We start from the raw sequence: 15,055 nt of genomic DNA on the forward strand, positions 1-15,055 counted from the left end.
TGCAAGTCCTTCCAAATTCCGAGCTTTGCGATTCCATCCGAGCATCGCGCAAACACTGCAAACGAAAAGGACTAAACCATGCCGTACATCAGGCGACTTGCCACATTACTGACGCTGTCGTGCACCCTGCACTTGCCGGCTGCGATGGCCAGAGAGCCCCTTAACATCCACATTTATCTGCACGATGAGCTGTCTTCCATCAGCGAGCAAGCAATGCACAACGACTACTTCAAGCATTGGGAAGACGAGATGCACGCATTTGCCACGCATCCCATCGAGGTAATCTTCCACCGCAACATCGCAGGTATCACCGACATCAACTACGCAGCCAGCAACAGTGCCTGGGCCACACTTGACGCCTTCCATCATGCAGTGGCTGACAAAACATTCAGCCATTACCCACGGGGTATCAATAAATCGCTTCTGGTCACCGAAAATGAATACGAAGCGTTGGACAGTGGCAAGGTTATCCAAGGCTTGGCGATGCTTGGCGGCAGCTTTGCAATCGCCTCACGCACCACCTACGCCAACCCTGCACATGAGATCGGCCATATGCTCGGGGCAACCCATGAGGATGCTGAAAAGCAGATAAAAATCTGGCCCCTCAAATGCGAAACCTACGTATACCCCGAACGAGCCTGGGACCGAGCGAATTGCTACCGCTACAGCGACGCCAACCGCGAAAACATCAAGGCGCACCTGCTGAGCCATTCACGCTGACGCTATCAAGCCTCGCCTTGCGCTGCAGCCGATTCCAGCTTGCGCCACAACAGGCGCACGTTGGCCTTGCGCACCAGTGCGCAACGATACAGCCGGATTTCCAGTGGCACGTGCCACTGGTTCCCGCCGCAGATCGCCAGTTCCCCGCGTTCCAGCTCACCACGCATGGACAGACGGGGCACCCAGGCGACGCCCATGCCTTCCAGCGCCATGCTCTTGAGACTGTCAGCCATGGCAGTTTCGTAAACGGTGGTGTAGCGCAGGTTGCGTTGACGCAGCAGCAGGTTCACCGAGCGCCCCAGGAAGGCACCAGCACTGTAGGCCAACAACGGCACGCTGCTGTCGGCTTCAAGGTCGAACAGCGGCTTGCCCTCGGCATCCACTGCGCACACCGGAAGCATTTCAGTGGTGCCCATGTGCAGCGACGGGAAGATCTCGGCATCCATCTGCAGGGCAGCGTCGGGGTCATAGAACGCCAGCATCAGGTCACACCCCCCTTCCCTTAATGCATGCACCGCGTCTCCGACGTTAGTCGCAACCAGGCGGGTGGCGATGTTCAAACCATCGTTGCGCAACTGCGCCACCCAGCGCGGGAAAAAGCCCGATGCCAGGGAGTGCGCGGCAGACACCTGGATCACCTCACCCTGACCACCTTCGAGGTGATGCAAATGGCGGAGAACTTCGCTCAACTGGTCGACAACGGTACGCGCAGTGACGAGAAACAGCTGCCCGGCCTCAGTCAGCTCTATCGGCGTGCGGGAACGATTCACCAAGGTCAGCCCGAGCGCCGCTTCCAGGCTGCGTATACGCCGACTAAAGGCCGGCTGAGTAACGAAGCGTCGCTCGGCCGCCTGGGAAAAACTGCGGGTGGAGGCCAGGGCACTGAAGTCCTCCAGCCACTTGCTTTCGAGGTTCATGAAGCAGATCTCCCGGCGTGCACCAAAATGGAACACGCTCGAATGTCAATTGGCGTCACATGAAACACTATGCCGTTTGTGCATAGGTTAGCGTGCAACAGCATTGGCCGCAAAATCTCGTTCAGGCCTAGGATTGGCGCCATTCCGGCATGTGCCGGGTCAAAATCGAGATGATATCCATCATGTCCTCCGCTGCATCGTTCCGCGTCGAAAAAGATCTGCTTGGTACCCTTGAAGTCCCTGCCGATGCCTACTACGGCATCCAGACCCTGCGCGCTGCCAACAACTTCCATCTCTCCGGTGTTCCGCTGTCGCACTACCCGAAGCTGGTCGTGGCCTTGGCCATGGTCAAGCAGGCTGCTGCCGACGCCAACCGTGAGCTGGGTCACCTGAGCGATGCCAAGCACGCTGCCATCAGTGCAGCCTGCGCCCGCCTGATCAAAGGCGATTACCACGACCAGTTCGTGGTGGACATGATCCAGGGTGGTGCCGGTACTTCCACCAACATGAACGCGAACGAAGTCATCGCCAACGTGGCGCTGGAGGCCATGGGCCACCAGAAGGGTGAGTACCAGTACCTGCACCCGAACAACGACGTGAACATGGCGCAGTCGACCAACGACGCCTACCCGACCGCTATCCGCCTGGGCCTGCTGCTGGGCCACGACGCCCTGCTGGCCAGCCTCGACAGCCTGATCCAGGCCTTCGCTGCCAAAGGCAAGGAATTCGACCACGTACTGAAGATGGGCCGTACCCAGCTGCAGGACGCCGTGCCGATGACCCTGGGCCAGGAATTCCGCGCCTTCGCCACCACCATGACCGAAGACCTGCAGCGCCTGCGCTCGCTGGCTCCGGAACTGCTGACCGAAATCAACCTGGGCGGTACCGCCATCGGTACCGGCATCAACGCCGACCCGGGCTACCAGGCCCTGGCCGTTCAGCGCCTGGCGACCATCAGCGGCCAGCCGCTGGTACCGGCTGCCGACCTGATCGAAGCCACTTCCGACATGGGCGCCTTCGTGCTGTTCTCCGGCATGCTCAAGCGTACCGCGGTCAAGCTGTCGAAGATCTGCAACGACCTGCGCCTGCTGTCCAGCGGCCCACGCACTGGCATCAACGAGATCAACCTGCCAGCGCGTCAGCCAGGCAGCTCGATCATGCCAGGCAAGGTCAACCCGGTTATCCCGGAAGCCGTCAACCAAGTGGCCTTCGCCATCATGGGCAACGACCTGGCCCTGACCGTCGCCGCCGAAGGTGGCCAGCTGCAGTTGAACGTGATGGAGCCGCTGATCGCCTACAAGATCTTCGACTCGATCCGCCTGCTCCAGCGCGCCATGGACATGCTGCGCGAGCACTGCATTGTCGGTATCACCGCCAACGAACAGCGCTGCCGTGAACTGGTCGAGCACTCGATCGGCCTGGTCACCGCCCTGAACCCGTACATCGGCTACGAAAACGCCACCCGTATCGCCCGCGTTGCCCTGGAAACCGGCCGCGGCGTACTGGAACTGGTGCGTGAAGAGAAGCTGCTGGACGACGCGATGCTCGACGACATCCTGCGTCCGGAAAACATGATCGCTCCACGTCTGGTTCCGCTGAAGGCGTAACTCAGGCCGCTGCAAACAGTCTCACCAGGTCGAGGGACTAGACACCTCTCAACCTTTCAAAGGCCCGAGCGCACGCTTCGGGCCTTTTTTTTTCGCCTCATGAATGCCGCGCCAGTCATGCCGTGCCGGTATAGGCACACAACTTGCTCCATAATGCCTCCCAGGCCCACGGGATGACCGAGCATGCTGCACAGCCACCTGACCACCCTCAACGCGGTTTCGCTGATCCTCAACCTGTTCCAGGAAGAAGGCTGCGAGGCGACGACGTTGCTCGCCGGCAGCGGCATAGGCCCGGCCGACCTGGGCCATAGCGATGCACGCATCACCACCCAGCAAGAGTTGCAGGTATGCGCCAATGCCGTGGCCCGGCGCGAGGAGATCGGCCTGGAACTGGGCCGGCGCATGCATGTGTCGTGCTACGGCATGCTCGGTTACGCCCTGCTCTCCAGTGCCACTTTGGGTGACGCTCTGCGCCTGGCGCTGCACTATCCGGCACTGCTGGGAACAGTCTTCAAGCTGCGCCTGGTCGACGATGGCCAGCGCGTCTGGTTCAGCGCCAGCGAATACCATGACAGCCCTGCCCTCGCCGCCTTCAATGCCGAGTTCTGCCTGGTGTCGCTGAAAGTGATCTGCGATGACCTGCTCGGCCGCACGCTGCCGCTGCTCGGCGCCCGCTTCGAGCACACCCGGCCCGGCTACCACAACCTGTACACCGGCGCCTTCCAGTGCCCACTGGCTTTCGACGCCGAGGACAACGCCTTTGCCTTCGAACGGCGCTGGCTGGACATGCCATTGCCGCTGGCCGACCCGATCACCCACAAGGCCATGAGCGAGCGCTGCCGGCGGCTGAACCTGGAGTTCACCGGGCGCCAGGCCTGGCTTGGGCGGATCCGCCAGCTCTTGCTGCAACAACTGGATGCGGCACCGGGCCTGGAGGGGCTGGCGCGGCAGATGAACTGTTCCTCGCGCACCTTGCGCCGGCATCTGCAGGCACTGGGCTGCAGTTATCAACAACTGCTCGATGAACTGCGCTTCGATCGCGCCAAGCAGTTGCTGGCCGATGAGCAGATGCCGATCTACCAGATTGCCGAGACCCTGGGGTTCAGCGAGACCGCGAGTTTCCGCCATGCATTCCAGCGTTGGAGCGGTGTCGCACCCAGCCACTTCCGCGGCTGACTTGCAGTGGCCAATGAGCTTGGCCACATCGATCCCCTTTTGGCCGTTTGCGTCGTTCTCCGCCACCGGGTCTCCCGTTAAAAATGGGCCCACGCCAGTAACCCGGAGAACAACAAATGCTGACGATCTATTCCGATGATCACCGCCTGCACCATGGCCGCTGCGAGCTGATCGACGGCAAGCTGATGCCTTGCTTCGAAATGCCCTCCCGCGCCGACCACGTCCTTGAACAAGTGAAAAAGCGCAACCTGGGCGACGTCCAGGGCCCAACCGATTTCGGCCGTGCGCCGTTGCAGCGCATCCACAGCGCCGACTATCTCGACTTCTTCCAAGGTGCCTGGGCACGCTGGGCCGCGCTCGGTCACGACGGCGACCTGCTGCCCTTCACCTGGCCGGCGCGCACCCTGCGCCAGGTCAAGCCAACCGGCCTGCATGGCGAACTGGGCTACTACAGTTTCGACGCCGGCGCGCCGATTACCGCGGGCACCTGGCAGGCTGCCTACAGCGCTGCGCAGGTCGCCCTGACCGCCCAGGCTGCCATCCAGCAAGGCGCTCACTCGGCCTTCGCCCTGTGCCGCCCACCAGGGCACCACTCCGCCGCAGAGGTCATGGGTGGCTATTGTTACCTGAACAATGCCGCGATCGCCGCCCAGGCCTTCCTCGACCAGGGCCGCGCCAAGGTGGCCATCCTCGACGTCGACTACCACCACGGCAACGGCACCCAGGACATCTTCTACCAGCGCAACGATGTGTTCTTCGCCTCGATTCATGGCGATCCACAAGATGAATTCCCGTTCTTCCTCGGCTATGCCGACGAAACCGGTGAAGGCGCAGGCGTTGGCTGCAACATCAACTACCCGCTGCCCGCCGGCAGTGACTGGGCGGCCTGGAGCGCTGCACTGGAAGACGCCTGCCAACGCATTGCTGCCTATGATGCCGACGTGCTGGTGGTCTCTCTGGGCGTAGACACCTTCAAGGACGATCCGATCTCGCAGTTCAAGCTGGACAGTCCGGACTATCTGGAAATGGGCAAGCGCATTGCCCAGCTCGGCAAGCCCACCCTGTTCGTGATGGAGGGTGGCTACGCTGTGGAAGAAATCGGTATCAACGCAGTCAATGTGCTGGAAGGCTTCCAGCGCGCCCAGCCAGGAGCCTGATCATGGTCCGACTCAAGCGTCTGCTCGCCCCGTTCATCGCTGCCACCCTGTTCACCGGTGCCCTGCACGCTCAAGCCGAGCAGCGCACCCTGCGTGTGTTTAACTGGTTCGATTACATCACCCCGCAGACCTTGAGCGACTTCCAGAAGGACAGTGGCACCAAGCTGATCTACGACATCTTCGACACCAATGAAGCGCTCGAGGCCAAGCTGCTCACCGGCAACTCCGGCTACGACGTGGTCGTACCGTCCAACGTGTTCCTCGCCAAGCAGATCGAAGCCGGGGTATTCCAGCCGCTGGACCGCAGCAAGCTGCCCAACTGGCAACACCTGGACCCGGCGCTGATGAAGCTGATCGAAGCCAACGACCCGGGCAACAAGTTCGCCGTGCCGTACATGTATGGCACCATCCTGATCGGCTTCAACCCGGACAAGGTCAAGGCCGTGCTCGGTGACCAGGCCCCGGTCGACAGCTGGGACCTGATCTTCAAGGAAGAGAACATCGCCAAGCTGAAACAGTGTGGCGTCGCGCTGCTCGACTCGCCGTCGGAGATCTTGCCGCTGGCCCTGCAGTACCTGGGCTTGCCACCCAACAGTGACAAGCCGGACGACTACAAGAAGGCCGAAGCGCTGTTGCTGAAGATCCGCCCGTCTATCACCTACTTCCATTCCTCGAAGTACATGGCCGACATCGCCAACGGTGATATCTGCGTGGCGGTGGGCTACAGCGGCAGCTTCTCGCAAGCCGCCAACCGCGCGAAGGAAGCGAAGAATGGTGTGGTGGTGGACATGCGCCTGCCCAAGGAAGGTGCACCGATCTGGTTCGACATGCTGGCAATCCCGAAGAATGCGGCGAACCCGGAGGATGCCCACGCGTTCATCAACTACCTGCTGCGGCCTGAGGTGATCGCGCCGATCAGTGATTTTGTCGGCTATCCGAACCCGAACAAGGATGCCACCGACAAGGTCAGCCCGGCGATTCGCAACAACCCGAACCTGTACCCGACGGCCGAGGCAATGGCCAAGCTGTACACCCTGAAACCGTTGACGCGTGAGGCCGAACGGGCGCGGACTCGGGCCTGGACGCGGATCAAATCCGGAACCTGATGTAGAGCAGGGGCTGCTTTGCAGCCCCATTCACTTTCTCCAGGCTTTGCGCAAACGCATCAAGGATTCGGCAATCTCCCCTTCAGGCACCGCCGCAAACCCCAGCACCAGCCCTGCCCGCTTATCCACAGGCACCTCGCTCTCTTCCAGCCAGTAACTGCTCAACGGGTTCACCTCCACACCCACCGCCTCAGCCGTTGCCACCAACGCCTGCTCCCGCGCAACGTTATCCACATCCACCTTCACATGCAGCCCGGCCGCCACCTCAGGCATCGCACCAAGCCCGGGCACATCCACCGGCCATCCGGCCTTGAGCACATTGCGCCGGCTCAGCGCCGCCTTGCGCATGCGTCGGATGTGCCGCTGGAAATGCCCTTGAGCCATGAATTCGGCCATCACGCACTGGGTGCCCACCTCGGAATGCCGCACCGCCAGTGCCCGGCCCTGGCTGAACGCCTGCACCAGCCGTGGCGGCAGCACCAGATAGCCCAGGCGCAACGCCGGGAAGGCGATCTTGCCGAAAGTGCCGACATACAACACCCGCCCCTGGCGGTCGAGCGTTGCCAGCGGGGTCAAGGGCGCGCCGCTGTAGCGGTACTCGCCGTCGTAGTCATCCTCGATGATCCAGCCATCGTTGCGCTCGGCCCAGGCCAGCAAGGCCAGGCGCCGGGGCAGGCTCATGGTCACGCCGGTCGGGTACTGGTGCGCCGGGGTGACATAAGCTAGCCGACAACCCGCCAGCTGCTCCAGGCGCTGGCAATCCAGGCCATCCTCGTCCACCGGCACACCGGTCACCTTGGCGCCGGCCACGGCGAAGGTATGCCCGGCGGCTCGATATCCCGGGTTTTCCACAGCCACGCCGTCGCCCGGTTGCAACAGCAACTGTGCACAAAGGCTGATGGCCTGTTGCGCACCACTGGTGATCACAATTTGTTCAGCCGCACAGGAGAGGCCGCGCGAACGGCGCAAGTAGGCGGCTATCAGCTCGCGAAGTATCGGTTCACCTGCGGGGTCGCCATAACCCAGCTTCGCAGGGGACGGATTACGCCAGAAACCCGCCTGCAGCTTGGCCCACACGTCAAACGGGAACAAATCGAACGCCGGAATTCCGACGCGAAATGCCCTGGGCGCGCCGCTTTTTGGCGGTGGAAGGTGGTTATTTTTCAGCCGCTCCAACGGCTCACTGGAAAGCTGGTTGCTGGATAAATCTTCAGTATCACTGAGGCAAAATGTGGATAAGTCTGTTGGTAACCCTAGGGATAACCCTGTGGATAGTTGTGTGGATAGTTTTGGCAGGCGATTTACATAAGTGCCATCCCCTACCCGGCTTTCGATGTAGCCCTCGGCATACAACTGGTCATAGGCACGTACCACGCTGTTGCGTGACAGCGCCAGCACCCTCGCCAGGTCACGCGTGGCCGGCAACCGGGTACCGCTGCTCAGGCGGCCATCCAGCACCCGTGCACGCAAGGCCTGGTAAAGCTGATGGCTGAGCCCGCGACGGCGATCGAGAACGATACCGGCAGGATCGAAAGGCAATACGAGGGGACGTTCACTCATGGCATTGGACCTATCAAAACAGCCATTAATGGCTCTTACGCAGAACCAATAGCCTGCCTAGGATGGAGCCATTCGACAAGGACCCGCGCATGTACAACAGCAAACCCCATCAGGAACATGACCTTGAGCGCTTGCACCAGCACATGCGCGACACCCGCCTGGCGGTGTTGGTCAGCCACGGCGAACAGGGCCTGCTGGCCACGCACCTGCCAGTGTTGCTCGACACCGACGAGGGCGGCTTCGGCACCGTCTACGCCCACCTGGCGCGAGCTAACCGCCAGTGGCAGGACCTGGAGCAAGGCGCCGAAGCACTACTGGTGTTCCCAGGTGCCGACGCCTACGTAAGCCCCAGCTATTACCCGAGCAAGGCCGAAAACCCCAAGGTGGTGCCGACCTGGAACTACCTTGCCGTGCATGCTTACGGCACTGCCGAAGTGATCCACGAAGCCGCGCCGCTGCTGCAGATTGTCAGCCGCCTGACCGACCGTCACGAACAGGGCCGCAGCGCACCCTGGAAAGTCGCCGACGCCCCCACCGACTACCTCGATGGCATGCTCCGCGCCATCGTCGGCATTCGCCTGCCGATTGCCCGCCTGCAAGGCGCGCGCAAGCTCAGCCAGAACCGCTCGGCCGAGGATATCGCCGGCGTGCGCGAAGGCCTGGGTGCCAGCCCGGATTACCAGGACAATCAACTTGCGGCGCACATGCGCCAACTCTGAAGGAAAAGCCCATGCCCAGCGTTACCCTGCGCCCTGTCGGCGCTCAAGACCACGCCGCCTGGCTCGCCCTGTGGCAAGCCTACCTGCGCTTCTACCAGACCGAACTGACCGAAGCGGTAAGCCTCAGCACCTGGCAACGGCTGCTCGACCCGAACGAACCGACCCATTCGACCCTGGCCTGGGTCGATGGCAAGGCCGTGGGCATGGTCAACTTCATCTACCATCGTTCCAACTGGAGCATCGAGAACGCCTGCTACCTGCAGGACCTCTACGTCGACAGCAGCCAGCGCGGCCTGGGCATCGGCCGCCAGCTGATCGAGCACGTGTACGCCACGGCCAAGGCCGCTGGCTGCATCAAGGTGCACTGGCTGACCCATGAAACCAATGCCACCGCCATCAGCCTGTACGAACAGGTTGCCGAGCGCCCGGGCTTCATCCAATTCCGCAAAGGGTTGTAGGCCACATGACTGACGCACTGAACTGGAAACCCGCCGCAGCGCCCAAGGCCGAGCCCATCGACGGCCGCTTCATCCGCCTGGAGAAACTCGACCCGGCGCGTCACGGCGACGACCTCTGGGCCGCCCTGCAAGGGCCCGATTCCGACCCACAGCTGTGGGCCTACCTGCCCTACGGCCCGTTCACCGAGCGTGCTGCCTTCGACCGCTGGCTGCAAGGTAACGCCGCCGGCCACGACCCGCTGTATTACACCGTGATCGACCGGGCCAGCGGCCAGGCCCAGGGCGTGCTCAGCCTGATGTCGATCGTGCCCGACCATGGCCGTATCGAGATCGGCCACGTCGCCTTCGGCGCCCCCATGCAGCGCACGCCCAAGAGCACCGAGGCCGTCTACTTGCTGGGCAAATTGAGCTTCGAGCTGGGCAACCGGAGGCTGGAGTGGAAGTGCAACAACGCCAACGCCCGCTCCAAGCGTGCAGCGGAGCGGTTCGGCTTCGTTTTCGAAGGGGTGTTCCGCAAGCACCTGGTGGTGAAGGACCACAACCGCGATACGGCGTGGTACTCGATTACCGATGATGAGTGGCCGCAGGTGGCAGCGGGGTTTGAGCGGTGGTTGAGTGAGGCGAACCAACAGCCGGAGGGCCAGGTAGAGACTCTGGAGGCCTGCCGCAAAAGCTGAGAGATTTATCGAGGCAGCCGGCCTCTTCGCGGGCAAGCCCGCTCCCACAGGTACTGCGCTGCTCTCAAGCTGTGCGCGGTACCAGTGGGAGCGGGCTTGCCCGCGAAAGGGCCGGTAAATCCAGCACAAAAAAAGGGGAGCACCCGCTCCCCAGAGGTAAACCGCTTGTAGATGAAGGCTTATCTCAACCTTCGATCTCGATCAGGATCTCGCCTGGCGTCACGCGATCGCCCTTGGCCACGTGGATGGCCACGACCTTGCCGGCGATGGCCGCCTGCACTTCGGTCTCCATCTTCATCGCCTCGGTGATCAGCACGGCCTGGCCGGCCTTGACCACGTCACCTTCCTTGACCAGCACATCGACGATGTTGCCGGGCATGGTGGTGCTGACATGGCCCGGTGCACTGGCCTGCTTGCGTTTGCTGCCGCCACCGCCGACAAACTCGTTGAGTGGCTCGAACACCACTTCTTCCGGCATGCCGTCGATCGACAGGTAGAAGTGACGCTTGCCTTCGGCCTTGACGCCGACACCGGTGATGTCGACACGGTAGGTTTCGCCGTGCACGTCGATGACGAACTCGGTCGGTACACCCTCGCCACTGTGGGAGGCCACTGCACCGGCTTCAGGAATCGGCAGCAGGGCTTCTGGGGTCAGGGTGCCGGCTTCACGTTCCTCGAGGAACTTGCGGCCAATGTCCGGGAACATGGCGAAGGTCAGCACGTCTTCTTCGCAACGGGCCAGGGCACCGATGTCGCCACGCAACTTGGCCATCTCTGGTTTGAGCAGGTCGGCCGGGCGTACGTCGATCACTTCTTCGTTACCGATCGCCTGGCGGCGCAACTGCTCGTTGATCACGCCCGGCGCCTTGCCGTAACCGCCTTGCAGGTACAGCTTCACCTCGTTGGTGATGGTCTTGTAGCGCTCACCGGCCAGCACGTTGAAGAACGCCTGGGTACCGACGATCTGCGAGGTAGGCGTCACCAGCGGCGGGAAGCCGAGGTCCTCACGTACACGCGGGATTTCTGCCAGCACTTCGTTCATGCGGCTCAGCGCGCCCTGCTCCTTGAGCTGGTTGGCCAGGTTGGAAATCATCCCGCCCGGGACCTGGTTGACCTGCACGCGGGTGTCCACGGCGGTGAACTCGCTCTCGAACTGGTGGTACTTCTTGCGCACGGCGTAGAAGTACAAGCCGATTTCCTGCAGCAGTTCCAGGTCCAGGCCGGTGTCAAACTCGCTGCCCTTGAGCGCGGCGACCATCGACTCGGTACCTGGGTGGCTGGTACCCCAGGCGAAGCTGGAGATCGCGGTGTCGATGTGGTCGGCACCGTTTTCCACGGCCTTGAGCTGGCACATGGCGGCCAGGCCGGCGGTGTCGTGAGAATGGATGAACACCGGTAGCGACTGCTCGGCCTTCAGCGCCCGCACCAGCTCACCGGTAGCGAACGGCGTCAGCAGGCCGGCCATGTCCTTGATCGCAACCGAGTCGCATCCCATGGCTTCCATTTGCTTGGCCTGGGCGACGAAGGCGTCGATGGTGTGCACGGGGCTGACGGTGTAGGCGATGGTGCCTTGGGCGTGCTTGCCGGCAGCCTTCACCGCTTCGATGGCGACACGCAGGTTACGCACGTCGTTCATGGCGTCGAAGATGCGGAACACGTCGATGCCGTTGACCGCAGCCTTGGCGACGAAGGCCTTGACCACGTCGTCGCTGTAGTGGCGGTAGCCCAGCAGGTTCTGGCCGCGCAGCAGCATTTGCAGACGGGTGTTGGGCAGCGCCGCACGCAGTTTGCGCAGGCGCTCCCACGGGTCTTCCTTGAGGAAGCGCACGCAGGCGTCGAAGGTGGCGCCACCCCAGACTTCCAGCGACCAGTAGCCGACCTTGTCGAGCTTTTCGCAGATCGGCAGCATGTCTTCGGTACGCATGCGGGTAGCCAGCAGGGACTGGTGGGCGTCGCGCAGGATCGTGTCGGTTACGTGAATTTTCTTGGACATTATGGGTTTCCTCACAGGCCTGCGTGGGCGGCGATGGCGGCGGCGATGGCCAGGGCCAGCTCTTCGGGTTTGCGCTTGATCGAGTAGTTGGTCAGTTCCGGGTGGCTTTCGACGAAGCTGGTATTGAACTGGCCGCTACGGAATTCCGGATTGCGCAGGATTTCCTGGTAGTACGCGGCCGTGGTCTTCACCCCTTGCACGCGCATGTCATCCAGGGCCCGCAGGCCGCGATCCATGGCTTCTTCCCAGGTCAACGCCCAGACCACCAGCTTCAGGCACATGGAGTCGTAGAACGGCGGAATGGTGTAACCGGTGTAGATCGCCGTGTCAGTACGCACGCCTGGGCCGCCGGGGGCGTAGTAACGGGTGATCTTGCCGAAGCTGGGCAGGAAGTTGTTCTTCGGGTCTTCGGCGTTGATACGGAACTGCAACGCGTAGCCACGGTGCTGGATATCTTCCTGTTTCACCGACAGCGGCAGGCCCGACGCGATGCGGATCTGCTCGCGGACGATGTCGATACCGGTGATTTCCTCGGTGATGGTGTGTTCCACCTGCACCCGGGTGTTCATCTCCATGAAGTACACCTCGCCATCGGCGAGCAGGAACTCCACGGTACCGGCGTTCTCGTAGTTCACCGCCTTGGCCGCACGCACCGCCAGGTCGCCAATGTAGGCGCGCTGCTCCGGGGTAAGCTGTGGGCTCGGGGCGATTTCGATGAGCTTCTGGTTGCGGCGCTGGATCGAGCAGTCACGCTCGAACAGGTGCACGACGTTGCCGAAGCTGTCACCGAGGATCTGCGCCTCGATGTGCTTGGGGTTGACGATGCACTTTTCCAGGAACACTTCAGCCGAGCCGAAGGCTTTGGTGGCTTCGGAGATTACCCGTGGGAAGTTCTGTTCCAGCTCTTCACGGCTGTTGCAGCGGCGGATACCCCGGCCGCCACCACCGGAAGTGGCCTTGAGCATCACCGGATAACCGATACGCTCGCCTTCGCTCAGGGCTTCATGAATATCGGCGACGTTGCCTTCGGTACCGGGAGTGACCGGCACACCGGCCTGGATCATGGTGCGACGCGCTTCGGTCTTGTCGCCCATGCGGCGGATGACGTCGGCGGCCGGGCCGATGAACTTGATCCCGCGTTCGGCGCAGATCTCTGCCAGTTCGGCGTTTTCCGAAAGGAAACCGTAACCCGGGTGCAGGGCATCACAGCCGGTTTCCACAGCAAGGTTGACCAGCTTGCGCGGGTTCAGGTAACCGGCCAGTGGCTCGGCACCAATGCTGTGAGCCTCGTCGGCGCGCTTGACGTGCAAGGCGTGACGGTCGGCATCGGAATAGATCGCGACAGAGCGAATGCCCATTTCGGCGCAGGCACGCACGATCCGAACTGCGATTTCACCCCGGTTGGCGATCAGGATTTTTTTTATCACTGGATTCTTCCCAAAGCCCGTAGGAACAGACGATCCGGTTGTACCGGTCGGCGCGTGACCAGAGGTTGCTGGCCAGTCGCACATTCACCCTAGCGCTGAAGGTCGATAAACAAAAATCAATATTTGTTAGGGCCTGTATTAGCAAAAGCTTATAGTTCGGTAACAAGGTATTGCCGAAGAGCCGATAAAAATGCGTAAGTCCTTGATGCGTATGACATTACGTCAATTGCAGATCTTCAACGAGGTGTGCGATTTGCGCTCGTACAGCCGCGCGGCCGAGGAGATGGCACTGACGCAACCCGCCGTTAGTCTACAGATCCGCCAGCTCGAAGAGCTGGTCGGCCAGCCGCTGTTCGAGTACGTCGGCAAGAAGCTCTACCTGACCGAAGCCGCCGAAGCACTGCAACGGGCCAGCCGCGACATCTTCGGGCGCCTGGAAAGCCTCGACATGCAGCTGTCGGACATGCAGGGCTCACTGCAGGGGCAACTGAAACTGGCGATCGAGTCCAGCGCCAAGTACTTCGTGCCACACCTGTTCGCCGCCTTCAAGCAGCGTCACCCGGAGGTCAACCTGACCCTCACGGTGGTCAACCGCGCCCAGGCAATCCGCCGGCTTTCCGATAACCGCGACGACCTGATCATCATGTCGATGGTGCCGCAGGACATGGGCCTGGAGTTTCTGCCGTTTCTCAACAACCCGATCATTGCCGTGGCCCCACCGGAACACCCGCTGTGCAAGCTCGAACAACTGCGCCTGCAGGACCTGGAGCCTCATACCCTGCTGGTCCGCGAGCAGGGTTCAGGCACGCGCAAGGCCTGCGAGGAATACTTCAAGGACAAGCGCGTGCACTTTACCCAGACGCTGGAGGTCGCTTCTGCCGATGCCCAGCGCGAATGCGTGATCGCCGGCCTGGGCATTGCCCTGCTGACCCGCCATGCCGTCAACCTGGAGCTGGCCACGGGTGTTCTCAGGGAGCTGCCGGTGGAAGAGTTACCGCTGTACCGCAGCTGGTGCGTAGTGCAGGCCAAAGCCAAGCGGCAATCGCCGGTGGCCTTGGCCTTTTTGGCGTTCATCCGCAGCGAACGTGCGCTGATCAGCGCACTGGTTGAGCGGTTTTCGGGGAAGATGCCGACGAAGCCTGCCACACCGTGAGCGCCTGCAGCTCAGGGTAGTCGACGAGGTCGCGGAGCAGTTGACGTTGGTCGCAATAGCTCTCGATCGCGCGGCGGTACTCCATGCGGCGCTGATCCTTTTCCTGCTGCTTGCGAGCCTTGGCGCTGGGTTGGTACGTACCTTCGAAGTCACGAGCCATTGCCTGTCTCCCAGATAGGATGCGGGAGTTTCAGACTGGCCTTGAGGGTTTACGGTTTGGCTGTGGATTGGTGACAAAACCGTGAAATTTGACAGCCTGCAGCGACCTCAGTCGTCGGTAGCCTTGATCGACTTGGGCGACAAACGCAGGCTACGCAAGCTGCGTTTTACGCTCTTGAGGTGATTGACCAGGCTCGGCCCACGGGCCATGGCCACGCCCATGGCC

Annotated in this window: 14 protein-coding genes and 1 pseudogene; 9 read left to right on the top strand and 6 right to left on the bottom strand. The window is 62.0% G+C overall.

Annotated elements, in window-relative coordinates; translation table 11 throughout:
* Positions 1-78 precede the first annotated feature (78 nt).
* The gene (locus F6X59_RS17785; RefSeq protein ID WP_152957338.1) at positions 79-720 is read left to right on the top strand and encodes a hypothetical protein; all 642 of its coding nucleotides are present in this window, start codon (positions 79-81) and stop codon (positions 718-720) included.
* Between the two features lie 5 nt (positions 721-725).
* Here the strand turns inward: F6X59_RS17785 and F6X59_RS17790 are convergent, their stop codons facing one another.
* The gene (locus F6X59_RS17790; RefSeq protein ID WP_152957339.1) at positions 726-1,637 is read right to left on the bottom strand and encodes a LysR substrate-binding domain-containing protein; all 912 of its coding nucleotides are present in this window, start codon (positions 1,635-1,637) and stop codon (positions 726-728) included.
* Between the two features lie 182 nt (positions 1,638-1,819).
* On the opposite strand from F6X59_RS17790, the gene aspA reads away from it, so the two are divergent.
* The 4 genes from aspA to F6X59_RS17810 all read left to right on the top strand — a co-directional run bounded on the left by aspA (position 1,820) and on the right by F6X59_RS17810 (position 6,683).
* The gene (gene aspA / locus F6X59_RS17795; RefSeq protein ID WP_027917067.1) at positions 1,820-3,244 is read left to right on the top strand and encodes an aspartate ammonia-lyase; all 1,425 of its coding nucleotides are present in this window, start codon (positions 1,820-1,822) and stop codon (positions 3,242-3,244) included.
* A 183-nt stretch (positions 3,245-3,427) separates the two neighbouring features.
* On the top strand, positions 3,428-4,420 hold the full coding sequence (locus F6X59_RS17800; protein ID WP_152957340.1) for an AraC family transcriptional regulator: 993 nt from the start codon (positions 3,428-3,430) through the stop codon (positions 4,418-4,420).
* Between the two features lie 116 nt (positions 4,421-4,536).
* Positions 4,537-5,577, top strand: a complete 1,041-nt coding sequence (locus F6X59_RS17805) for a histone deacetylase family protein (protein WP_152957341.1) — start codon at positions 4,537-4,539, stop codon at positions 5,575-5,577.
* Positions 5,578-5,579: 2 nt separating this feature from the next.
* Positions 5,580-6,683, top strand: coding sequence for a polyamine ABC transporter substrate-binding protein (locus F6X59_RS17810; protein WP_152957342.1), 1,104 nt, complete (start codon positions 5,580-5,582; stop codon positions 6,681-6,683).
* Between the two features lie 30 nt (positions 6,684-6,713).
* Here F6X59_RS17810 and F6X59_RS17815 read toward each other — a convergent pair whose 3' ends face one another.
* Positions 6,714-8,243 carry a PLP-dependent aminotransferase family protein gene (locus F6X59_RS17815; protein ID WP_152957343.1) on the bottom strand — a complete coding sequence of 510 codons (1,530 nt, stop codon included), beginning with the start codon at positions 8,241-8,243 and terminating at the stop codon, positions 6,714-6,716.
* An 89-nt stretch (positions 8,244-8,332) separates the two neighbouring features.
* Between F6X59_RS17815 and F6X59_RS17820 the strand changes: the two genes are divergently transcribed.
* From F6X59_RS17820 to F6X59_RS17830, 3 genes are read left to right on the top strand one after another with little or no spacing between them, the layout of a single operon-like run.
* A complete protein-coding gene (locus F6X59_RS17820) occupies positions 8,333-8,962 on the top strand; it encodes an FMN-binding negative transcriptional regulator (RefSeq protein WP_152957344.1) in 630 nt (209 codons plus the stop codon).
* 11 nt (positions 8,963-8,973) lie between these two features.
* On the top strand, positions 8,974-9,420 hold the full coding sequence (locus F6X59_RS17825) for a GNAT family N-acetyltransferase (protein WP_152957345.1): 447 nt from the start codon (positions 8,974-8,976) through the stop codon (positions 9,418-9,420).
* Positions 9,421-9,425: 5 nt separating this feature from the next.
* Positions 9,426-10,097, top strand: coding sequence for a GNAT family N-acetyltransferase (locus F6X59_RS17830; RefSeq protein WP_152957346.1), 672 nt, complete (start codon positions 9,426-9,428; stop codon positions 10,095-10,097).
* A gap of 184 nt (positions 10,098-10,281) precedes the next feature.
* Here F6X59_RS17830 and oadA read toward each other — a convergent pair whose 3' ends face one another.
* Positions 10,282-12,090, bottom strand: coding sequence for a sodium-extruding oxaloacetate decarboxylase subunit alpha (oadA, locus tag F6X59_RS17835; RefSeq protein ID WP_152957347.1), 1,809 nt, complete (start codon positions 12,088-12,090; stop codon positions 10,282-10,284).
* A gap of 11 nt (positions 12,091-12,101) precedes the next feature.
* Positions 12,102-13,517, bottom strand: a complete 1,416-nt coding sequence (locus F6X59_RS17840; RefSeq protein WP_346652376.1) for an acetyl-CoA carboxylase biotin carboxylase subunit — start codon at positions 13,515-13,517, stop codon at positions 12,102-12,104.
* Between the two features lie 205 nt (positions 13,518-13,722).
* On the opposite strand from F6X59_RS17840, the gene F6X59_RS17845 reads away from it, so the two are divergent.
* Complete coding sequence (locus F6X59_RS17845) at positions 13,723-14,670, top strand: LysR family transcriptional regulator (RefSeq protein ID WP_178120106.1); 948 nt, start codon at positions 13,723-13,725, stop codon at positions 14,668-14,670.
* On the opposite strand, the gene F6X59_RS28715 is transcribed toward F6X59_RS17845, so the two are convergent.
* Together F6X59_RS28715 and F6X59_RS17850 are read right to left on the bottom strand one after the other, a co-directional pair.
* Positions 14,612-14,830 (bottom strand): PA3496 family putative envelope integrity protein, encoded by a 219-nt coding sequence (locus tag F6X59_RS28715; RefSeq protein WP_256669364.1) that lies wholly within the window; start codon positions 14,828-14,830, stop codon positions 14,612-14,614. The genes F6X59_RS17845 and F6X59_RS28715 overlap by 59 nt on opposite strands.
* Before the next feature lie 107 nt (positions 14,831-14,937).
* Positions 14,938-15,055, bottom strand: a pseudogene (locus F6X59_RS17850) (transcriptional regulator); the annotation flags it as partial.

Source organism: Pseudomonas sp. MN1F (assembly GCF_009391885.1).
Classification (GTDB): Bacteria; Pseudomonadota; Gammaproteobacteria; order Pseudomonadales; family Pseudomonadaceae; genus Aquipseudomonas.